Raw genomic sequence first — 19,839 nt, 5'->3', positions numbered from 1 at the left:
AGGATGTGAGAAAAATGGCTGAAAACAAGACGCCTGACATATTGTATACCATTGTAGACGAAGCACCGGAGCTGGCCTCCGCGTCCTTCCTGCCAATCATCCGCAAATTTGTGTCTGCCGCGGGCATCACCGTGGGCACCCCGGACATTTCGCTGGCGGGCCGCATCATCGCGACCTTCCCGGAAAACCTCACCGACGATCAGCGCCAATCTGATGATCTGGCCGCTCTGGGCGAACTGGTGAAAACCCCTGACGCCAATGTGATCAAGCTGCCAAACATCTCTGCCTCTGTGCCACAGCTGGTGGCCGCGATCGAAGAGCTGCAGGGGCAGGGCTACAACATCCCGTCCTATCCAGAGGCACCACAGTCTGACGAAGAAAAGGCGATCCGCGCACGTTACGACGGCATCAAAGGCTCCGCTGTGAACCCTGTGCTGCGCGAAGGCAACTCCGACCGCCGCTCCGCCCGCGCGGTCAAAAACTTTGCTCAGAACAACCCACACTCCATGGGCGCTTGGGTCTCTGACAGCAAAACCAAAGTCTCCTCCATGCCGGGCAACGATTTCTACGCAAACGAAGTCTCCGCCACCATTTCTGCGGATCAGGCCGGTGATGCGAAAATCGAATTTGTTGGCAAAGACGGCGCCGTGACCGTTCTGAAAGACGGCTGGCCGCTGGAAGAAGGCACCGTTGCTGACGCCACCTTCATGTCCGCCAAAGCGCTGGGTGCCTTCCTGGCCGAGGCGATTGAAGACACCAAAGCAGACGGCACCATGTTCTCCCTGCACATGAAAGCCACCATGATGAAGGTCTCCGACCCGATCATCTTCGGCCACGCAGTCAAAGCATGGCTTGGTCCGGTTTGGGAGGCGCATGGCGACGCCATCGCAGCGGCGGGCGGCTCGCCAAACTCCGGTCTGGGTGCGGTTCTGGCCGCCATCGACACGCTGGACAACGCCGAGGCGATCAAAACCGAAATCGCCGCGCTGGACCGTCCGTCCATGTATATGGTGGACAGCGACAAAGGCATCACCAACCTGCACGTGCCTTCTGACGTGATCATCGACGCCTCCATGCCAGCGGTGATCCGCGCAGGCGGCAAAGGCTGGGATGAGGCCGGCAACAAGGGTGACACCAATTGTGTGATCCCGGATCGCTGCTACGCCACCGTCTATGACGAAACCATCAACTTCTTCAAAGCCAACGGCGCGCTCGATGTGACCACCGCAGGCTCTGTGGCAAACGTGGGCCTGATGGCACAAAAGGCGGAAGAATACGGCTCCCACCCAACCACTTTTGAGGCGCCAGCAGACGGCACCATCCGCGTTGTTCTGGCCAACGGTGAAACCCTGCACAGCCACGACGTTGAGGCGGGTGACATCTGGCGCTCCTGCACCGTGAAGAAAGCGCCGATTGAGAACTGGATCGAGCTGGCGATGGACCGCCAGCGCCTGACCGGCTCTGAGGCGATCTTCTGGCTGGACGCAAACCGCGCCCATGATGCCGAGCTGATTAAATACGTCACCCCGGCACTGGAAGCGGCGGGCAAGGCCGACCTGTTCCAGATCATGGCCCCACGTGAGGCGACCGCACAGTCGCTGAAAACCATCACGTCCGGTGCCGACAGCATCGCCATCACCGGCAACGTGCTGCGCGACTACCTGACCGATCTGTTCCCGATCCTTGAGCTGGGCACCTCTGCCAAAATGCTCTCCATCGTGAAGCTGATGCAGGGCGGCGGTCTGTTTGAAACCGGCGCGGGCGGCTCTGCCCCCAAGCACGTTCAACAGCTGGTCGAAGAAAACCACCTGCGCTGGGACTCCATGGGCGAATTCTGTGCCCTTGGTGAAAGCCTGAACTTCCTCGCGGATGCCAAAGGCAACGCCAAAGCCGGTGTTCTGGGGGTCGCAGCCGAAGCCGCAACCCAGGGCATTCTGGATGACAACCGCTCCCCATCCCGCAAAGTGGGTCAGCCTGACAACCGCGACAGCCACTACTGGTTCGCGCGCTACTGGGCCGAAGCACTGGCGGCACAGTCTGACGACGCCGATCTGGCAGCCGAGTTCGCCGCTGTTGCCAAAGCGCTGGCAGAAGGCGAAGCGGCCATCCTGTCCGAGCTCGCAGCGGCCCAAGGCCCAGCCGCAGACATCGGCGGCTACTTCCGCCCCTCTGTTGAGCTGAAAGCCAAAGTGATGCGCCCTTCGGCCACACTGAACGCAATCATCGACTAAACCCCCGCCCCGGACCTGATCCGGGGCCTCGCGAAAACAAGACAAAGCCGCCCAGAGACTGGGCGGCTTTTTTGCGAATAGCTGTCTAATGACTGGTATTGGGGTTTTGTCACATTAGGGGGGATCTTGATCTTCCTCTAGTTGATCATACATCATTCTCATGCAGTTTAGTCGAGTATTGAAAAACCTGTCCGCTTGGGCAGATTCAGGCGTTATATCTAAAGACATCGTAGCAAAGGGTCGTATTTTTGACCTTGGTAAATTTATCGCGTTGGATCACGATGATCGACGGATCGTTGATGTCGTGGATGGGTTGAAGAGCCATGTCGGACAGCCCTTTGAGGAACAGCCTTGGGTGTATTGTGTGTCATCCGGTATGCAGCGCCAGTCCGGCATGCTCCGTTGGCGGAAATTTGTTGGGCTCGTGGAACCCCGCTCAAACGGCGAAGTTTTCGTCAGAGAGTGCATGGCAATGCCAAATGGGTTTCTCCCTCTTTTTGACTTTTGGTTTTCACATACAGATACCGGCACCCGATGCATGTGTTTACGGTCGCATCTGCACGAGGGTTTTGGCCACTTGGGGGAATTTCCGGACAATAGTGCGGAGGCCGTTGCCCGCTATCCCTTGGCGATCGCGCTCTTAAATACGCGTGGGTGCGCGATTGATCAGCGACCGCCGCCAAGATTGATCAACAAAACTTCAAAGCGAAAAGGAAAACCTAAAACGCCGGGGCATTATACTGTCGATTCAAAAGAATATCTAACTGCTCTTGGTGCGTCTGCATCGCAGACTATCGGTGATGGCAGCCATGCAAGTCCAAAACCGCATTTGCGCAGAGCACATGAAAGGCGGCTGGCAGATGGTCGACGGCTCTGGATCCCATCGGCGCTCGTGAACGTACGCAAGGAAGGAGACATTGCCTTTGTGGAACGTCGCAAAGCCTATGTTGGCAGCGATCTTCTGTAGGTCTGCAAAACACGGCAGCGCGTAGGCCTGATTAGGCTGCCCCTCCCGCTTTGGCGCTTCTTCCACAACAACTGTCCGACTTTCTAAAGAAGCCGCCCTGCGCGGTGCCTATCTGTCTCTCAGCCAACTTGCTGTGAGGTGCGATGAAAGCCATTCGATCCTTTTTAAAACACAACGCCTGGTGCCGCGATCTTTGTGTGGTGATCATGCTCATGACACTTGCCGTCACTCTGGCGTTGCTGGTGCTCTATACCGTGCCATTTGAGCTGCCTGCGCCATAAGGCCGTGCAATCGGCAGCAGGACAAAGAGCACAGTCTTTTCCTGCTTGGCAGCAGCCCGCCTGCAGCCTATGCAATGGGCTCGAAACTCTACTCAAGGGCCCTGTTATGACTGTGCTTACGATTGATCCCCAGCGTCTCAACACTGTGCGTAAGGCACGCAAAATCGGTCGGCCGAAGCTTGCCAAGCTTGTGGGGCTGACAGAGCGGCAACTGACCAAGTTGGAAACCGCTTCCACAAGCGTGACGCTGCCAGAAGCCACCTTGATCCGCATCGCTACTGTGCTGCAGATCCCAGCGCCTGCACTCACCGGGGAGCTGCCACTGGGTGAGGGTAACTTGGAGCCAGTGCAGCCCATTGCGCACAGCTCCTCCTGTAGCTGCTGCGGCTGAGCAATATAGCGCGGCGTCCGCTGGCGCGCCTCTGGCCAGCGTCAGAAGAGCCGCGTGCGGTCAGCTCAGTGGGACCTGCAGCCCGGCCTTGACGCGGTCGATCACCACATTGCTGTGAAAGCGCCGGATGTTGGGGTTGTCATTGAACACCCGGCGGCTGAACTCCTCATAGGCGGACATGTCCGGCGCGGTCACCACCAGAATGAAATCTGCCTGTCCGGTCACATAGTAGCATTGTTGCACATCATCGAGCTTGAGCATGGAGCGGCGAAATTCATCAAGCAGGTCCGTGCGCTCGCGCTCCATTTCCACTTCCACAACAAAAGTCATCGGGCGCCCCACGGCCTTTGCACTGACCACAGAGATATCCGCCTCCACGATGCCCTCTGTCCGGTAGCGGGTCAGGCGACGCTGCACGGCAGAGCGGGAAATGCCCGCGATCTCTCCAAGCTCATCGGCGGTCAGGCGGTTATTCTTTTGCACCGCTGTCAACAGGCGCCGATCGATGTCATCCAAAGAAGTGGGCACTGTGATCTCCTAACCCTAAAATGAAGGCATAATGTGCGTGTTGTAGCCTCATTCGGGCGAATTGCCCGATGTTCTGCGCTACCCTGTGTGGCGCAACCCGTTTCTGTCAACCCTCAGCCCCTCAACCCACAGCCTCATGGCCTTTCGCGCCCGCTCCGCCCACTCTGGCCCTAAACGGCCACCAAGGGATCTCAACCATGCCTCTCACCTTTCAGCATCATCACCAGGTTGTTTTTGGCGATTGTGACCCGGCGGGTCTTGTCGACTACCCCAATATCTACCGGTGGATGGACGGCAGGTTTCAGCGCTTTCTACACCGCTATGGCGGTCATGGCGCAGTCTGTGATGCCTTGAACGCCGTAGGTCTGGGAATGACGGAGACACAGGCCAGATACCGCCGCCCGTTGCGAGATAGCGACGCGCTCACCATCCGCATGGAGATCACTGACTGGGCCGCCAAATCTTACCGTCTGTCCCATCGCGGATATGTCGGGGAGGATCTGGCCTTTGAGGGGATCGAAGGGCCTGCGCTCTTTGAAATGCGTGAGGGACGTATACGGGCCGGGCAGGTTGCCCCTTTGAAAACTCTGTTAGAAAGCCCCCCTGAGACATGAGCCACACCTTAGCCAACCCGTTTCGCAGCCAAGGACTCCCGACCCGTCAATCCGACACGCTTCCCAGCCGGGACGCCGAGACCGTGGCCAAACTGCTCACACTCTGCCCGGCCCACGCCGAAACCCCGCTGCGCGACATGGCCGATCTCGCAGCCAAGCTTGGGGTTGCCACTTTCCACATCAAAGATGAGCGCGCCCGTATGGGGCTCGGCTCCTTCAAAGCGCTGGGTGCCGCCTACGCCATCGCCCATGATGCGGCCCGCGCGCAGCCGCAAGACTGGGCGCGCGCGCTGACGGGCCGCACCTATGTCACCGCGTCGGCCGGCAACCATGGCCTGTCCGTCGCAGCTGGCGCGCGGCTGTTTGGTGCCAAGGCGGTGATCTATCTCTCCCACACCGTGCCTGCCGCCTTTGGTGCGCGTCTTGAGGCACAGGGGGCTGAGGTCGCTTGGGCAGGTGAGGATTATGAAGCCAGCATGGCCGCCGCCGCAGCAGCAGCAGAGGACAAAGGCTGGTCGCTGCTCTCTGACAGCACATGGCCGGGCAATGAGGAGTCTGGCTTTCGTGTCATGGAGGGCTATCTGCAAATGGCGTCAGAGGCCGCCGCGCAAATGCCTGCGCCGCCCACGCATATCTTTCTGCAGGCCGGTGTTGGCGGTCTCGCCGCCGCCGTCGCGGCCTTTGCACGCGCCACTTGGGGCGATGCGCCGCAGATCATTGTGGTCGAACCCGAAGCGGCCCCTGCGCTGATCGAGTCCATCCGCGCAGGCCAGCTTGTCGACACCAGCGGCTCGGTTTCAGAGATGGGCCGTCTGGATTGCAAAACCGCCTCCATGGTGGCGCTCAATGGGCTGGCGATGGATGCCGACACCTTCGTGACCATTTCAGAGCAAGAGGCCCGTGACACTGTCGAAACCCTCAAAGCCCACGATATCGCCAGCACCCCTTCTGGCGTGGCAGGTGTCGCCGCCGCGCTGCTCAAACGTCCAAATCTTGGTCCAGCCGATCGCATTCTGACGATCGTCAGCGAAGGGCCGGAAGATGTCTGAGACGATGCCGACCCGTGGCTTCCCGCCGTCAGAGTTCCACTCCCGCATCTCCCGCCTGCAAAACGCCATGGCCCGCGCTGGCCATTCCGCGCTGCTGCTCACCTCTGCGGCGGACATCTTCTACACTACCGGCTTCCTCACCCGTTTCTGGGAAAGCCCCGCCCGCCCGTGGTTTGTCCTCATCCCAGCCACCGGTGCCCCGATCGCCGTGATCCCCGCCATCGGCGCCGACCTCATGCGCAAAACATGGGTCACCGACATCCGCACATGGGACGCGCCCTTCCCGGGAGATGATGGCGTCAGCCTGCTCAGCGAAACCCTCGCCGAAATCGTCCCCGCCACAGGCGCCATCGGGCTGCCCATGGGCCTTGAAACCCAGCTGCGCATGCCGCTGGCGGATTACATCCAACTCACCCAAGCCCTCGCGCCACGTCGCTATATCGACGCCACCGACACAGTCCAACGCACCCGTGAAATCAAATCAGAGGCTGAGATCAGCAAAATCCGCGCCACCTGCGCTGTGGCCGATCGCGCTTTCGCCCGCATCTCTGACTACGCCGCCGAAGGCCACACCCACGCACAGGTCTTTCGCGATTTTCAGCGCGTTCTGCTGGAGGAAGGTGCCGATTGGGTCAGCTACACCGCTGGCGGCGCGGGGCAGGGCGGCTACGGCGATGTCATATCCCCCGCTGGCGATCAGCAGCTCACCGCTGGCGACATCCTCATGCTGGACACCGGTGCAGTGCTGGATGGCTACTTCTGCGATTTTGACCGCAACTTCGCCATCACCCGCGCCGATGATGCTGCCAAGCGCGCCTACGACCAACTCTACCAAGCCACGGATCATGTGCTCACCACGCTGCGCCCCGGCCACCGCGCCTGCGATGTGCACGCCATGTTTGCCCAAAGCCTCACCGCCCAGGGTGCCACCCCCGGCGGCGGGCGGCTTGGCCACGGACTTGGTGTCACGCTCACCGAATGGCCGAGCTTCACGCCGCATGACACCACAGAGCTGCGCGACGGCATGGTGCTCACGCTGGAGCCGGGCGTGGAAATCGCCCCGGGCCGCTTTCAGGTGCACGAAGAAAATATCGTCCTGCGCGCGCATGGCTGTGAGCTGCTGTCCACCCGCGCCCCTGCGGCGCTCCCGATCCTGAGGTAACCCCATGGACATCGCCCCCTTCACGCTCGGCCCTCCTGCCTCCGGTCACCACACATTGGGCCTCATCGTGCTCAAATTTGACGAAACGCTGGAGCAGGATTTCCGCCGTCTCTTCCCCTCCCGCGATCTCGCGCTTTACACCAGCCGCGTGCCCTCCGGGGCCGAAGTCACCACCGACACCTTGCAGGAAATGTCCCAAACGCTGCCTGCCAGCGCGGCGCTCTTCCCACCTGCCGCCCGCTTTGATGTGGTCGGCTACGGCTGCACCTCCGGCACCACCATGATCGGAGCCGCGCAAGTGGCCGCACTTGTGCAGCAAGGCGTGAAAACACCCGCAGTGACCGATCCGCTCACCGCCGCCATCGCCGCCTGCCGCGCGCTCAACATCACGCGTCTTGGCATGGTCACACCCTATGTGGCTGAGGTCTCTCTCCCGGTGCAACGCGCCTTTGAGGCCGCCGGTATCGCGGTGCCCGAACTGGTTTCCTTTGGCGAAGCGGGGGAGGAGAACGTCGCTCGTATCACCGCCACCTCCGTCAAAGCCGCCGCAACCCAAGTGGGTCTGCAAGATGTGGAGGCGGTGTTTCTCAGCTGTACCAACCTGCAAACGCTGGATCTGATTGCCGATCTGGAGGCCACGCTTAACAAGCCGGTATTCAGCTCCAACACCGCGCTGGCCTGGCACATGGCCCAGCTTTCCGGCGCGCCGCTGGCGTCGGAGGCGGCGGGCCGCCTCTTTGGCAAACCATAGGTCAAAAACGCCAGATATGTCGCGCTCCGACCTGCCGCGCATGTCATCCCGCGTCAGGCTGCAACAGAGGATAGGGGGAGAGAGCCTGTGAAAATTGGATTTATCGGATTGGGCAACGTGGGCGGCAAACTCAGCGGCAGCCTGCTCAGAAACGGCAACGCGCTTTATGTCCATGATCTCAGCGTTGATCTTGTGGCGGACAAACTGGCGGACGGGGCCAAGGCGGTTTCTGGCGCGGCGGAGATGATGCGGCTTTGTGATGTGGTGATCACCTGCCTGCCGTCCCCCGCCGCCTCAGATGCTGTGATGCAGGAGATGCTGACAGAGGTCCGTCCCGGCAAAATCTGGATGGAAATGTCCACCACTGATGCCGCCGAGGTCAAACGCCTCGGCGCGCTGGTCATCGCCGCAGGGGGGGCGGCGGTGGATTGTCCGGTCTCGGGCGGCTGTCACCGGGCAGATACGGGCAATATCGCCATCTTCGCGGGCTGTGACCGCGCCACCTTTGAACGCGTCCTGCTGCTGCTCACCACCATGGGGCGGCGTGTGTTGCACACCGGCGATCTCGGCTCGGCTTCCGTGCTCAAAGTGGTCACAAACTATCTTGCCACCGCGCATCTGGTGGCCAGTGCCGAGGCGCTCACCACTTGCGCCGCTGCAGGCATGGATCTCAACACCGCTTATGAGGCCATCCGCATCAGCTCTGGCAATTCCTTCAGTCATGAAACCGAAAGTCAGGTCATCCTTAATGGCTCGCGCGACATCTCTTTCACCATGGATCTGGTCAAAAAGGACATCGGCCTGTTTCAGGATGTGGCCGACCGCGCCGGTGTGCCGCTTGAACTCAATCCGCTGATGATTGCGATGTTTGACGACGCCATTGCCCGCTATGGGGAAAGAGAACTCAGCCCCAACATCATCAAACGGCTGGAGGAGGCCACGGGACTTTGCGTGCAGGCTCCGGGCTTCCCGTCAGAGATGGTGGATGATGAGCCCGAGGAGCCGGGCTATGAAGTGATCCCCAAAGGGGCGCAACGCGCGGTCGGTTAAGATGTTGATCGCGCAAAATCCACCGCCGCGTTGCTGTTGGAATACCGACGCAATACAGACGTGACTTTCGCCGACCTCCAAAGTGTTAACACCCCTGCAGGCGTTCAGATCACGCTTTGGGGTGGGTGCGGTTGTAGACTTCCATCAAACGGGCCGTATCCACCTGCGTGTAGGCCTGTGTCGTGGACAGAGAGGCATGGCCCAAAAGCTCCTGAATAGCTCGCAAGTCCCCGCCAGCACTCAACAAATGCGTTGCAAAGCTGTGGCGCAGTGCATGTGGTGTCGCGCTTGCGGGCAACCCCAGCTGTTGCCGTGTCTGCTGCATGGTTTTCTGCACCACGCGCGCACTCAATGGGCCACCTCTTACGCCACGAAATACGGCGCCATCTTCTGTAACCATATGAGGTGAAAGGGAAATATAGTGTTCCATCGCCGCGCGCGCCGCATCCAACACGGGCACAAGCCGTTCCTTACCGCCTTTACCAACAATCCGCAGGGTTTCAGGAAGGGGGACGTCTTTGCCTTTTAAATCAAGGGCTTCTGAAATCCGCAACCCGCAACCATACAGCAGGGTGATCACGGCGACATCGCGCGCCCCGACCCAGTCTTCCTGTGATTGAAGTTCAACAGTTTCAAGCACTTGCAGCGCGGCATCTTCCGCCAACGGACGTGGCAGCTTGGCCTGAAATTTCGGCGCCCGCATGGCCAGAACCGCCGTTGGTTCAAAGCCTTCGCGCTCTGCCAGCCAGCGGTAAAAACTCTTTACCGCCGATAGCTTACGCGCCAAAGACCGAGGCGCAATACCGCTGCTTCTGGCCTGCGCCATCCAGCTGCGCATATCCGGAACGCCAATGTCTTTCAGCGGGGCCAGCCCTTGCGGCTCTCCCCTGTGCATTGTCATAAACGTAATGAAATCAGACACATCGCGCCGATACGCCGCCACGGTGTTGTCTGAAACATTTTCTAACGCCACCTTATGCGCCAGAAAGCGCTCCAGAGCCTCCTGCGCGGCCGGGCTGATCACGCCAGCCAGCGGCGCATGGCGCGCTCAAAGACACCGGCAAAAAAGGCCAGAAGATCAGTGCCTTGTTGCGGTGTGAACTGATGTGGGTCTTCCGCTCCCATGACCAGAAGACCGGGCAGTTTGCCCGCACCGAAATCCAACTTGAGACAGGCTTCAGAGCGGATCCAGTCCGCATCCTCTCCATAGATCAGCGCGCGGCCCCCTTGCACTTGGCGCAACGTGACCTGACGCTGTGGTATATTGCGTCCACCGGTCAGATAGTCTTCGATAAAGCCCGGTGCGCCTGTGGACAAAACATCGCCCAAACGCGCCAAGGCGTGGTCGCCATCGGTCTCTTGTTCCGTTTCAAGCACCAGCCGGATGGCATCCACGCGTAAAATATCGGCAACTTCGCCGCCCAGATCATGGAGGAAGCGCTCAAACTCAACCGGATCCAGCATCCGCAGAATCGCCCGATGCACCTGATTTGTGCCAGCCAGATTGTCATATGCGGCGGCAATGACACTGCGGTGGGTGTCTTCCAGACGATCAAGCCGCGCTTCGAGGCGTTCCATCGCTATGCCGCGCAGATCGACAATATTGCCGCCCATGGTTTTTTCATTTGCTGCAATCAGCGCGCGCATCAGATCGCGGTCTTCGAGAATCACATCGGGCGCAGAGATGATCTTTTCACGCAGATCATCTTCGATTTTTGGGTTACTGCTCATATCCGTGCCATTTTTGGTCGTTGCAGCAACCTTATCAGAGCGGTTTCGCAATTGCCGCAACTTTTTGTGTCAGGCCCGCCAACTGGCAAACCTGTGCTAATTTATGCCAGTGCAGGTCCGCGTGCTCAGAAGTTTTTGGCGGCTTCGCGCAGGGCAAACTTCTGAATTTTCCCGGTTGAGGTTTTGGGTAGCTCGCCAAAAACCACCTTCTTGGGTGTCTTGAACCCGGCCAGTTCTTTGCGGGCAAAAGCGATGATCTCGGCTTCGTCTGCGCTCTGTCCGTCCAGAAGCTCGATAAAGGCGCAGGGCACTTCGCCCCATTTTTCATCGGGCTTGGCCACAACTGCGGCGAGGCTCACAGCGGGGTGATGCATCAGCACGCCTTCCACTTCGACGGAGCTGATATTTTCGCCACCGGAAATGATGATGTCCTTGGCGCGATCCGTGATCTGCACATAGCTGTCGGGGTGCTGTACCGCGATGTCCCCAGAGTGGAAATATCCACCAGCAAAGGCCTCTTTGGTCGCTTCCGGGTTTTTCAGATAGCCTTTCATCACCGCATTGCCACGGATCATGATCTCACCATCCGCAGTACCATCCATCGGAATTTGCGCCATTTTTTCATCCATGACGGTGATGTCATCCATAAAGGGCATCGGCACGCCCTGACGTGCTTTGATGGCCGCCCGTTCCGTGCCTTCAAGGTCGTTCCAACGCGTTGTGTCCCAAAGGCATTCCGTCGCTGGCCCATAGACTTCGGTCAGCCCGTAGACCTGGGTGACATGAAAGCCCATCGGTTCAATCTTTGCCAAAGTGGCCGGGGCAGGGGGAGCGCCCGCGGTGAAGACCTCCACCACATGGTCAAAGCTGCGCCGCTCTGCCTCGGGGGCATTGACCAAAGTGTTCAACACAATCGGTGCGCCGCCAAAATGGGTGACGCCCTCATCGGCGATGGCATCAAAGATGTTCTTCGCGGTGATGTCGCGACAACAGACAATGGTGCCGCCCACCATGGGCATCATCCAAGTGTGGCACCATCCGTTGCAGTGAAACAGCGGCACAATTGTCAGATACACGGGGTGCAGTGTCATCCGCCAGCTCAGCACCTGTCCCATCGCGTTCAGATAGGCTCCCCGGTGGTGATAGACCACGCCTTTTGGTTTGCCCGTGGTGCCCGAGGTATAGTTCAGCGCAATGCTCTCCCATTCATCTTCGGGCATGATCCATTCGAAATCTGGCGCGCCTTGCTCGATCAGATCCTCATATGTGGGATGCCGACCACTTGCGGGATGTCCAAACTCTGGCGCCGCGACCTCAATGATCTGAGGCGTTGTTCCGGACATTTCCGCCACGGCCGCTTCGGCCAAAGACACAAAGGCGCTGTCCACCAAAACAACTTTGGCTTCTCCATGCGCAAAGATGTAGGCCACAGTGGCCACGTCCAAACGGATGTTGATCGCGTTCAGAACACCACCACAGGCTGGCACGCCAAAATGCGCTTCGGCGGCTTCCGGCACATTGGGCAACAGCGTGGCCACCACATCTCCGGGTGCAACGCCGCGCTGCTTGAGGGCAGATGCCAGTCGACTGCACCGCTCATAGTAGGCCCGGTAAGATAGACGTGTTGCGCCATGCACCAGTGCAAGCCGCTCAGGAAAAACTTGTGCAGCGCGTTTGAGACTGGACAAAGGGGTCAGCGGCACATAGTTCGCCGCGCATTTTTCCAATCCTGTTTCGTCAGCCATCCAACCCATGGGCGATTCCTCCCGATCAAAAATTTTGCGGGCACATTGCTATCTGTCGTGGGAAATGAAAAGTCGGTAATAATACGCACGGATTGATGGGTTTTCGGGAAATTTATGTACGCGAGCGGCGGTTTCTCTGTTTGTGGGGTGTGCAGTTACCAAGGTTGTACTGACGTTTAGGTTGCAAAAGTTAGAAGCGATTTTGTTGAAACTTTCGATCGAATGCCTGTTATCCATTTGGAATTGTTTACCAATTCTAGATGCTGACACAAAATAATCCCAATTGCGGCCAACTGCGCGCACATTGAAAACGTGCAGTGGCAAGCACTCGGATGGAAAACCCTCTAGAATTTGGTGGATGGAATGGTGGGCACACTGAGAGAAAGGGCGCGTCTTGCTTTGGCGGCGCGCAAACAAACAACGGGACAGAAACCCGTATTATCTACAGCTGGCTGTGGTCTTGTTACCGGAAGCCGCGTGGCGACTCCCGGGGGATGGGCAAGTGTGGAGAAGCTTTGCATTGGGGACGAAGTTCTCACATTTGACGCAGGATTTCAGCGCATCACAGCGCTGGTTCCTGAGGTTGTTTTTACCTCTGAACAATTGACGCCACGCCCTCTGTGGCCTCTGCATGTGCCAAAGGGCACTTTGGAAAACAGACAGGATCTGATTGTACCTCCGCATCAGGGTATTCTTGTGGAAAGCCCTGACGTGCGGGATGCTTGGGGGGATCCCTATGCCTTGCTCCCTGCCGCTGCGTTGGAGATTGTCGAAGGTGTTGAGCGTATTGAGCCACAGGGCAGCCTGTCTGCGGTGCTCCCGGTCTTTGCGGAGGATCAGATGGTGTTTGTGAACGGGGGCACACTTGCGTTTTCCCAATGCTATTGGGGGCTGCGCGCAGGGGTGCGGCCGCGCTTTGGTAGAGCGCCTAACTATAAAATGCTACCTGTGAACGCGGCGCAGGCGTTGCTGGAAACTGGCCGTGTCAAAACGTTGGGAGTGCCAGTTCCAGAGCTCAGGCAGGCTGCCTGACGCCACATTAAGCAAAGCTTACGGGTAAACACAAAACGCCCGGACCTGAAAAAGGTCCGGGCGTTTTCATTTTTTTGAAGAGTGACTTAGGCGGCAGCTTTTGCAGCTGGGCCAAAGCGGCCGTAGAAGGTTTGACCTTTGTCAGCCATTTCACGCAGCAGCGGTGGGCAGGCAAAACGGTCGCCGAATTTTGCGGCCAGTTCGTCGCAACGCTCCGCAGCCCAAGCGGCACCAACAATGTCGAGCCAGCTGAAGGGGCCACCGGACCATGGCATGAAGCCCCAACCCAAGATCGCGCCAACGTCGCCTTCGCGGATGTCTTCCAGAACACCGGCTTCCAATGCGCGCACAGCTTCCAGAACCTGCGCAAAGATCAGGCGGTGCTGAACTTCGACAACATCAGGCTGTTCTTCCAGCAGAGGGAACTTCTCGTTGAAGCCTTCCCAATAGCCAAGGCGCTTGCCTTTTTCATCGTAGTCAAAGAAGCCACCTTTGGATTTGCGGCCCAGTCGGCCTTCTTCAACCATCCAGAAGGTCACGTCATCTGCCACCGATTTAGGATAGGCATCGCCCATGGCTTCCATGGTCGCCTTGGCAATTTTCGCGCCAAGATCAAAGGAAGTTTCATCCACCAGCTGAACCGGACCCACTGGGAAGCCCAGCAGCTGCGCAGCGTGATCCAGAAGCGGACGGCCAACGCCTTCGCCAGCCATCATCACGCCTTCGTTGATGTAAGGAATGATGCAGCGGTTGGCGTAGAAGAAGCGCTCATCGTTCACAACGATTGGGGTCTTCTTGATCTGACGCACATAGTCCAGCGCCTTGGCGACCGCACGATCGCCGGTTTCATCGCCCTTGATGATTTCCACCAGAGCCATCTTCTCTACTGGGGAGAAGAAGTGAATGCCGATGAACTGCTCCTTGCGCACAGAGGCTTCGGCCAGACCAGTGATCGGCAGGGTCGAGGTGTTGGAGGCAAAGATCGCGTCCTCGGGAATGATGGCTTCGACCTTCTTGGTCATTTCCGCCTTCACGCCCACATCTTCGAATACGGCTTCGATGATCAGGTCGACGTCAGAGAGGGTGTTGAGATCTGTGGTCGCATTGATGCGGCCCAACATGGCCTCTTTCTTCTCGGCCGTCACTTTGCCGCGCTTCATGCCCTTGTCGAGATAGGTCTCTGTGTAGGCTTTACCGCGATCCGCCGCTTCCTGAGAAGTGTCAATCAGCACAACATCCATGCCCGCCTGTGCGGATACCAGCGCGATGCCCGCGCCCATCATGCCTGCGCCCAGAACGCCAACTTTCTTGACGGATTGATCTGGAACGTCGGGGCGGTTTGCGCCTTTTTCCAGTGCTTCCTTGTTGATGAACAGGGACTGGATCATGGCAGAAGACGACGGGTTCATCAGAACGTTCACAAACCAGCGCGCTTCGATCTTCAGAGCTGTGTCAAATGGCACCTGCGCCCCTTCATAGATCGCAGAAAGCATGGCTTTGGCCGCTGGGTACACGCCCCAGGTGTTGCCGTTGACCATGGCAGAGGCGCCCACGAAGGTCATGAAGCCTGCAGGGTGATACGGATCGCCGCCCGGCATTTTGTAGCCTTTGGCATCCCATGGTTTCACAATGTCCGCATCTGTGGCGTTCAGCACCCACTCGGTCGCGGCGGCGACAGGATCGTCCACCACTTCATGAATGATGCCAGCCGCTTTGGCTTTCTTAGGATCGACCATCTTGCCCTGCAGCAGGAAGGGGGAGGCCGCCATCGCGCCCATCATGCGCACAAAACGCGTGGTGCCGCCCATGCCCGGGAAAATGCCAACCATGATTTCAGGCAGGCCAATTTTGGCTTTTGGATTGTCGGCGCAGAAGATCCGGTGCGTTGCCAGCGGCAGTTCCAGACCAATACCCAGTGCAGTGCCCGGCAGAGCGGAAGCAATAGGCTTGCCGCCCTTGTTGGTTTTCGGGTCCATGCCCGCGCGTTCGATTTTGCGCAGGAACTGGTGGCCCTGCATGGTGAAATCAAACAGCGCCTGCGCAGGCTCATCACCTGCTTCCTCACGGATGGACCCCAGAACGTTGAGATCCATGCCCCCTGCGAAGGTGCCTTTTTTGCCGGAAGTGATCACAGCGCCTTTGATGTCGTCATTGGACAGCACTTCGTCGATCAGCGCGTTCAGCTCACCAAAAGACTCGCTGCGCAGGACGTTCATGGATTTGTCAGCCACGTCCCAGGTGATGATGGCGACACCGTTGTCGCCGACGTTCATTGTGAAATCAGTCATGTCTCTTATCCTGTTGTCGGCGGATTACACGCGTTCGATGATGGTGGCAGCACCCATGCCGGATGCGATGCAGAGCGTGGCCAGACCTGTTTCTTTGTCCTGACGCTCAAGCTCGTCGAGCAGCGTGCCAATGATGATCGCACCGGTCGCGCCCAGCGGGTGACCCATGGCAATGGAGCCGCCGTTGACGTTGATCAGTTCAGGATCCACCTCAAAGGCCTGCTGGAAGCGCATTACAACAGAAGCGAAGGCTTCGTTCACTTCAAACAGATCAATGTCGCTGATCGCCATGCCTGCGTCTTTTAGGATCTTCTGGGTCGCAGGGACAGGACCGGTCAGCATGATGGTGGGGTCCAGACCAATTTTGCAGGTCTGCTTGATCACCGCGCGCGGTTTGATGCCGTATTTTTCGCCAAATTCCTTGTTGCCGATCAGAACACCAGCAGAGCCGTCCACGATGCCAGAGGAGTTCCCGGCGTGGTGGATGTGGTTGATCTTCTCCAGATGCGGGTACTTCATCAGCGCCAGTTTATCAAAACCGGGCATCACTTCGCCCTGTTCTTTAAACGCAGGCTTCAGGCCGCCCAGCGACTGCATGTCGGTGCCCGGACGCATGTATTCATCTTTGTCCAGAATGGTCAGACCGTTGATGTCTTTGACTGCCACGATGGATTTGTCAAAACGGCCTTCTTCCCACGCCATTGCTGCCCGGCGCTGGGATTCCATGGCCAGTTGGTCCGCTTGATCACGGGTGAACCCATATTCCGTCGCGATGATGTCAGCAGAGATGCCCTGTGGAACAAAATACATGTCCATGGCAACGGATGGGTCAACGGCGATGGCCGCGCCATCCGACCCCATTGGCACGCGGCCCATCATCTCAACACCACCAGCGATATAGGCGTCGCCCGCGCCGCCTTTGACTTGGTTGGCGGCAAGGTTCACAGCTTCCATGCCGGAGGCGCAGAAACGGTTGATGGCCAGGCCGGGGATGCGCTCATCCAGATCGGAGGCGAGCACGGCTGTACGTGCGAGGCAGCCGCCTTGCTCTTTGACTTGGGTCACATTGCCCCAGATCACATCTTCCACGGCGTGGCCTTCGAGGCCGTTGCGTTCTTTCAGGCTGTTCAGAACAGTCTTGGACAAGGCAACAGAAGTCACCTCGTGCAGGCTGCCGTCCTTGCGGCCTTTGCCGCGCGGGGTGCGCACGGCGTCATAGATATAGGCTTCGGTCATTGTGGTCTCCTATTATCAGGCGATTTTAGGCACGGTCCGCGGGGGAGCCGGGCATCAGGTCATAGGGGTGTTTCCACCCCGGTGTTTCGGAAATATTGGTCAGCCAGCGATCAATATTGGGCCACTGGCTGCGGTCAAAACCAAAGGGTTCAGGGTAGTAAAGATACGAACAGCAGGTCAGATCGGCATTGCTCAGGCTTTCCCCCACAATCCAATCGCGGCCTTCAAGGTGTTTGTTCAAAATATCATAGGCCGCTTTCAAACGACCTTGATTAAAGGCGATCACTTCTTTGGGCTGCTTATCCGCAGGCAGGAAGTGGATCAGGAAACGGGTCACGCCAGCAACAGAGCTGAACTTGTGATTGTCCCAGAATTGCCAACGCAGGATTTCGCGACGCTCCGCGTCATCCTTGCCAGAAAACTTGCCAGTTTTTTCAGAGATGTAATCCTGAATCACAGAGGCCTGAGACAGCTTGAGATCCCCATCCACCAAAACCGGAGCTTCCCCCATTTCATTCACCGTCTCACGATAGGCGTCAGATCGGGTTTCTCCGGCAAAGAAATCAACTTTCACAGGGTCCCAGTCGAGGCCGGAAAGCTCCAGCGCCAGAGCGGCCTTGTAGGAATGTCCGCTTTCCCCAAAGCAGTAGAGTTTGATTGTCATGCCGTCCTCCCCTTGGCAATGTGATGCGCGGCCATTGTCAGCGTTTTCGGGCGTCCAAGGTCGCGTTGAACTGGCGCAGACGCTGCGCCAGCTGATCTTGATCCGTTACAACGTCAAAGTTTTCAAACAGAAACGAAAGCGCTTCACCTTCATCCAGACCAGCCTCTGCCGCAAAGCTTCGGAGCTTCCGGTAGCCGTCCTCAGTCATCGCAACTGGGAACCGACGGGTCAGTCTGAAACGCTTGGGCATCTGTCCTCCACTATGACGCCAGAAACGGGAAGGGGGCGGGGACTACCCCCGCCCAGCTTTATCAGAATTGGTCTGCAGTCAGCGCCATGACGGTGTCGCCACCAGTCTGGATGCGTGCCAGATGCAGGCCAGTCGCAGGCAGACGACGTGCCATGTAGTAGCGACCAGTCGCCAGTTTGGTTTCGTAGAATTCTGCATCGCCCTCACCGGAGGCCAGCGCAGCATTCGCCGCTTTGGCCATCTGTGCCCACATCAGGCCGAGGCAGACGTGACCAAAGAGATGCATGAAGTCGTTGGAGCCAGACAGCGCGTCATTTGGGTTCTTCATGCCAGCCTGCATGAAATACATGCCGGCGGCCTGCAGATCCTTGGAGGCTGCTTTCAGCGGTTCCACGAAGTCTTTCAGCGCTTCATCTTCACCGTTTTCTTTGCAGAAGGTCTTCACAAGATCAAAGAAGGCCATCACGTGCTTGCCACCATCAACAGCCAGCTTACGACCGACCAGATCCAGCGCCTGAACGCCGTTGGCACCTTCATAGATCATCGCAATACGGGCATCACGGGTGAACTGGCTCATGCCCCATTCTTCGATGTAGCCGTGACCACCGTAGACCTGCTGTGCCTTGACGGTCATGTCATAGCCTTCATCGGTCAGGAAGCCTTTGATGACAGGGGTCAGCAGGGAGATCAGGCCATCGGCATCCTTGTCTTCGCTGCGATGCGCTTTGTCGATCATGGTTGCGCCCCAGAGGATGAACGCACGTGCGCCTTCCACGAAGGATTTCTGATCCATCAAAGAGCGGCGGATATCAGGATGCACGATCAGTGGATCGGCTGGGCCATCCGGGTTTTTCGCACCGGTCACATCACGGCCCTGCAGGCGGTCCTTGGCATATGCCAGAGCGTTCTGATAGGCGGCTTCCGCCTGAGCCAGACCCTGCATGCCCACACCCAGACGCGCTTCGTTCATCATGGTGAACATGGCGCGCATGCCTTTGTTCAGATCGCCAATCAGATAGCCTTCGGCTTCGTCGTAGTTCAGCACACATGTGGAGTTGCCGTGGATGCCCATCTTCTTTTCGATGTTGCCAACAGAAACGCCATTGCGCGCGCCGATGTTGCCTTCGTCATCCACGAGGAATTTCGGCACGATAAAGAGGGACACGCCTTTGATGCCTTCTGGGCCACCGGGTACTTTTGCCAGAACCAGATGCACGATGTTGTCGGCCATGTCATGGTCGCCGGCGGAGATAAAGATCTTCTGGCCGGAGATTTTGTAGGTGCCATTGTCCTGCGGCTCAGCCTTCGTGCGCATCAGGCCCAGATCGGTGCCGCAATGTGGCTCTGTCAGGTTCATGGTGCCGGTCCATTCACAGGAGACCATCTTGGGCAGCCATTTGTTTTTCTGCTCGTCTGTACCGTGCGCAAGGATTGCGGCGGCGGCCCCGTGGGTCAGGCCTTGATACATGGTGAAAGCTTGGTTGGAGGCAGAGAACATCTCACCAACGGCGGTGCCCAGCAGGTACGGCATGTTCTGACCGCCATACTCTTCGGGCATATCCAGCCCGGTCCAGCCGCCTTCTTTGACCTGCTCAAAGGCAGCCTTGAAGCCAGTCGGAGTGTAAACGATGCCATTTTCCAAACGGCAGCCTTCCTGATCACCCACCACGTTCAGCGGTGCCAGCACATCTGCTGTCAGTTTGCCGGCTTCCTCCAGAACGGCATTGGTGAATTCAGCTTCCAGCTCGTCGTAGCCCGGAATGTCAGAGCTCGAAACTTTCAGCATGTCGTGAAGGACAAACTGCATGTCTTTGACGGGTGCGGTATATGTTGGCATTGGCCTCTTCCCTTTGGATGATCCGTTACGGA

The 19,839-nt window shown here is 58.3% G+C and carries 19 protein-coding genes; 10 read left to right on the top strand and 9 right to left on the bottom strand.

Features of this window, described 5'->3' with window-relative positions; translation table 11 throughout:
• Window positions 1-14 precede the first annotated feature (14 nt).
• The 4 genes from J7382_RS09905 (at window position 15) to J7382_RS09890 (ending at window position 3,870) form a co-directional block, all read left to right on the top strand.
• Window positions 15-2,231, top strand: coding sequence for an NADP-dependent isocitrate dehydrogenase (locus J7382_RS09905; RefSeq protein ID WP_209068881.1), 2,217 nt, complete (start codon window positions 15-17; stop codon window positions 2,229-2,231).
• Window positions 2,232-2,391: 160 nt separating this feature from the next.
• Window positions 2,392-3,198 carry a hypothetical protein gene (locus tag J7382_RS09900; RefSeq protein WP_209068880.1) on the top strand — a complete coding sequence of 269 codons (807 nt, stop codon included), beginning with the start codon at window positions 2,392-2,394 and terminating at the stop codon, window positions 3,196-3,198.
• 143 nt (window positions 3,199-3,341) lie between these two features.
• On the top strand, window positions 3,342-3,479 hold the full coding sequence (locus J7382_RS09895) for a hypothetical protein (RefSeq protein WP_158500631.1): 138 nt from the start codon (window positions 3,342-3,344) through the stop codon (window positions 3,477-3,479).
• Between the two features lie 106 nt (window positions 3,480-3,585).
• Complete coding sequence (locus J7382_RS09890) at window positions 3,586-3,870, top strand: helix-turn-helix transcriptional regulator (protein WP_209068879.1); 285 nt, start codon at window positions 3,586-3,588, stop codon at window positions 3,868-3,870.
• A 60-nt stretch (window positions 3,871-3,930) separates the two neighbouring features.
• On the opposite strand, the gene J7382_RS09885 is transcribed toward J7382_RS09890, so the two are convergent.
• A complete protein-coding gene (locus J7382_RS09885) occupies window positions 3,931-4,398 on the bottom strand; it encodes an Lrp/AsnC family transcriptional regulator (RefSeq protein WP_209068878.1) in 468 nt (155 codons plus the stop codon).
• 197 nt (window positions 4,399-4,595) lie between these two features.
• Here J7382_RS09885 and J7382_RS09880 point away from each other — a divergent pair, with 197 nt between their 5' ends.
• The 5 genes from J7382_RS09880 (at window position 4,596) to J7382_RS09860 (ending at window position 9,024) form a co-directional block, all read left to right on the top strand.
• Window positions 4,596-5,012 (top strand): acyl-CoA thioesterase, encoded by a 417-nt coding sequence (locus J7382_RS09880; RefSeq protein WP_209068877.1) that lies wholly within the window; start codon window positions 4,596-4,598, stop codon window positions 5,010-5,012.
• Complete coding sequence (locus tag J7382_RS09875) at window positions 5,009-6,061, top strand: pyridoxal-phosphate dependent enzyme (RefSeq protein WP_209068876.1); 1,053 nt, start codon at window positions 5,009-5,011, stop codon at window positions 6,059-6,061. The genes J7382_RS09880 and J7382_RS09875 overlap by 4 nt, the downstream gene beginning before the upstream one ends.
• A complete protein-coding gene (locus J7382_RS09870; protein ID WP_209068875.1) occupies window positions 6,054-7,223 on the top strand; it encodes a Xaa-Pro peptidase family protein in 1,170 nt (389 codons plus the stop codon). Before J7382_RS09875 ends, J7382_RS09870 begins: the two co-directional genes overlap by 8 nt.
• A 4-nt stretch (window positions 7,224-7,227) precedes the next feature.
• Complete coding sequence (locus tag J7382_RS09865; RefSeq protein ID WP_209068874.1) at window positions 7,228-7,974, top strand: aspartate/glutamate racemase family protein; 747 nt, start codon at window positions 7,228-7,230, stop codon at window positions 7,972-7,974.
• 87 nt (window positions 7,975-8,061) lie between these two features.
• Window positions 8,062-9,024, top strand: a complete 963-nt coding sequence (locus J7382_RS09860; RefSeq protein ID WP_209068873.1) for an NAD(P)-dependent oxidoreductase — start codon at window positions 8,062-8,064, stop codon at window positions 9,022-9,024.
• Window positions 9,025-9,133: 109 nt separating this feature from the next.
• Here J7382_RS09860 and J7382_RS09855 read toward each other — a convergent pair whose 3' ends face one another.
• The 3 genes from J7382_RS09855 to J7382_RS09845 all read right to left on the bottom strand — a co-directional run bounded on the left by J7382_RS09855 (window position 9,134) and on the right by J7382_RS09845 (window position 12,509).
• A complete protein-coding gene (locus J7382_RS09855) occupies window positions 9,134-10,048 on the bottom strand; it encodes a tyrosine recombinase XerC (protein ID WP_348540020.1) in 915 nt (304 codons plus the stop codon).
• On the bottom strand, window positions 10,045-10,755 hold the full coding sequence (locus J7382_RS09850) for a DUF484 family protein (RefSeq protein ID WP_209068872.1): 711 nt from the start codon (window positions 10,753-10,755) through the stop codon (window positions 10,045-10,047). Before J7382_RS09850 ends, J7382_RS09855 begins: the two co-directional genes overlap by 4 nt.
• Before the next feature lie 125 nt (window positions 10,756-10,880).
• The gene (locus J7382_RS09845; protein ID WP_209068871.1) at window positions 10,881-12,509 is read right to left on the bottom strand and encodes an AMP-binding protein; all 1,629 of its coding nucleotides are present in this window, start codon (window positions 12,507-12,509) and stop codon (window positions 10,881-10,883) included.
• 354 nt (window positions 12,510-12,863) lie between these two features.
• On the opposite strand from J7382_RS09845, the gene J7382_RS09840 reads away from it, so the two are divergent.
• The gene (locus J7382_RS09840; RefSeq protein WP_247744942.1) at window positions 12,864-13,532 is read left to right on the top strand and encodes a Hint domain-containing protein; all 669 of its coding nucleotides are present in this window, start codon (window positions 12,864-12,866) and stop codon (window positions 13,530-13,532) included.
• Window positions 13,533-13,618: 86 nt separating this feature from the next.
• Here J7382_RS09840 and J7382_RS09835 read toward each other — a convergent pair whose 3' ends face one another.
• The 5 genes from J7382_RS09835 to J7382_RS09815 form a co-directional block, all read right to left on the bottom strand.
• A complete protein-coding gene (locus J7382_RS09835) occupies window positions 13,619-15,820 on the bottom strand; it encodes a 3-hydroxyacyl-CoA dehydrogenase NAD-binding domain-containing protein (RefSeq protein ID WP_209068869.1) in 2,202 nt (733 codons plus the stop codon).
• Window positions 15,821-15,844: 24 nt separating this feature from the next.
• Window positions 15,845-17,056, bottom strand: coding sequence for an acetyl-CoA C-acetyltransferase (locus J7382_RS09830; RefSeq protein WP_058238071.1), 1,212 nt, complete (start codon window positions 17,054-17,056; stop codon window positions 15,845-15,847).
• A gap of 25 nt (window positions 17,057-17,081) precedes the next feature.
• Window positions 17,082-17,720, bottom strand: a complete 639-nt coding sequence (locus tag J7382_RS09825) for a glutathione S-transferase family protein (protein WP_209068868.1) — start codon at window positions 17,718-17,720, stop codon at window positions 17,082-17,084.
• Window positions 17,721-17,757: 37 nt separating this feature from the next.
• Window positions 17,758-17,970 carry a hypothetical protein gene (locus J7382_RS09820; RefSeq protein ID WP_209068867.1) on the bottom strand — a complete coding sequence of 71 codons (213 nt, stop codon included), beginning with the start codon at window positions 17,968-17,970 and terminating at the stop codon, window positions 17,758-17,760.
• Between the two features lie 61 nt (window positions 17,971-18,031).
• Window positions 18,032-19,807 carry an acyl-CoA dehydrogenase C-terminal domain-containing protein gene (locus tag J7382_RS09815; protein WP_209068866.1) on the bottom strand — a complete coding sequence of 592 codons (1,776 nt, stop codon included), beginning with the start codon at window positions 19,805-19,807 and terminating at the stop codon, window positions 18,032-18,034.
• Window positions 19,808-19,839 lie beyond the last annotated feature (32 nt).

The sequence above is a fragment of the Shimia sp. R11_0 genome (genome assembly GCF_017744035.1).
GTDB lineage: Bacteria > Pseudomonadota > Alphaproteobacteria > Rhodobacterales > Rhodobacteraceae > Shimia > Shimia marina.
The sequence above is the reverse complement of the archived record's forward strand: the minus strand, read 5'-3'. Positions and strand labels throughout refer to the sequence as shown.

Excerpts from the sequence above, each read along its gene's own strand:
- J7382_RS09905 (WP_209068881.1), top strand. The coding sequence starts at position 15 with ATGGCTGAAAACAAGACGCCTGACATATTGTATACCATTGTAGACGAA.
- J7382_RS09900 (WP_209068880.1), top strand. The coding sequence starts at position 2,392 with ATGCAGTTTAGTCGAGTATTGAAAAACCTGTCCGCTTGGGCAGATTCA.
- J7382_RS09895 (WP_158500631.1), top strand. The coding sequence starts at position 3,342 with ATGAAAGCCATTCGATCCTTTTTAAAACACAACGCCTGGTGCCGCGAT.
- J7382_RS09890 (WP_209068879.1), top strand. The coding sequence starts at position 3,586 with ATGACTGTGCTTACGATTGATCCCCAGCGTCTCAACACTGTGCGTAAG.
- J7382_RS09880 (WP_209068877.1), top strand. The coding sequence starts at position 4,596 with ATGCCTCTCACCTTTCAGCATCATCACCAGGTTGTTTTTGGCGATTGT.
- J7382_RS09875 (WP_209068876.1), top strand. The coding sequence starts at position 5,009 with ATGAGCCACACCTTAGCCAACCCGTTTCGCAGCCAAGGACTCCCGACC.
- J7382_RS09870 (WP_209068875.1), top strand. The coding sequence starts at position 6,054 with ATGTCTGAGACGATGCCGACCCGTGGCTTCCCGCCGTCAGAGTTCCAC.
- J7382_RS09865 (WP_209068874.1), top strand. The coding sequence starts at position 7,228 with ATGGACATCGCCCCCTTCACGCTCGGCCCTCCTGCCTCCGGTCACCAC.
- J7382_RS09850 (WP_209068872.1), bottom strand. The coding sequence starts at position 10,755 with ATGAGCAGTAACCCAAAAATCGAAGATGATCTGCGTGAAAAGATCATC.
- J7382_RS09845 (WP_209068871.1), bottom strand. The coding sequence starts at position 12,509 with ATGGGTTGGATGGCTGACGAAACAGGATTGGAAAAATGCGCGGCGAAC.
- J7382_RS09840 (WP_247744942.1), top strand. The coding sequence starts at position 12,864 with ATGGTGGGCACACTGAGAGAAAGGGCGCGTCTTGCTTTGGCGGCGCGC.
- J7382_RS09835 (WP_209068869.1), bottom strand. The coding sequence starts at position 15,820 with ATGACTGATTTCACAATGAACGTCGGCGACAACGGTGTCGCCATCATC.
- J7382_RS09830 (WP_058238071.1), bottom strand. The coding sequence starts at position 17,056 with ATGACCGAAGCCTATATCTATGACGCCGTGCGCACCCCGCGCGGCAAA.
- J7382_RS09825 (WP_209068868.1), bottom strand. The coding sequence starts at position 17,720 with ATGACAATCAAACTCTACTGCTTTGGGGAAAGCGGACATTCCTACAAG.
- J7382_RS09820 (WP_209068867.1), bottom strand. The coding sequence starts at position 17,970 with ATGCCCAAGCGTTTCAGACTGACCCGTCGGTTCCCAGTTGCGATGACT.
- J7382_RS09815 (WP_209068866.1), bottom strand. The coding sequence starts at position 19,807 with ATGCCAACATATACCGCACCCGTCAAAGACATGCAGTTTGTCCTTCAC.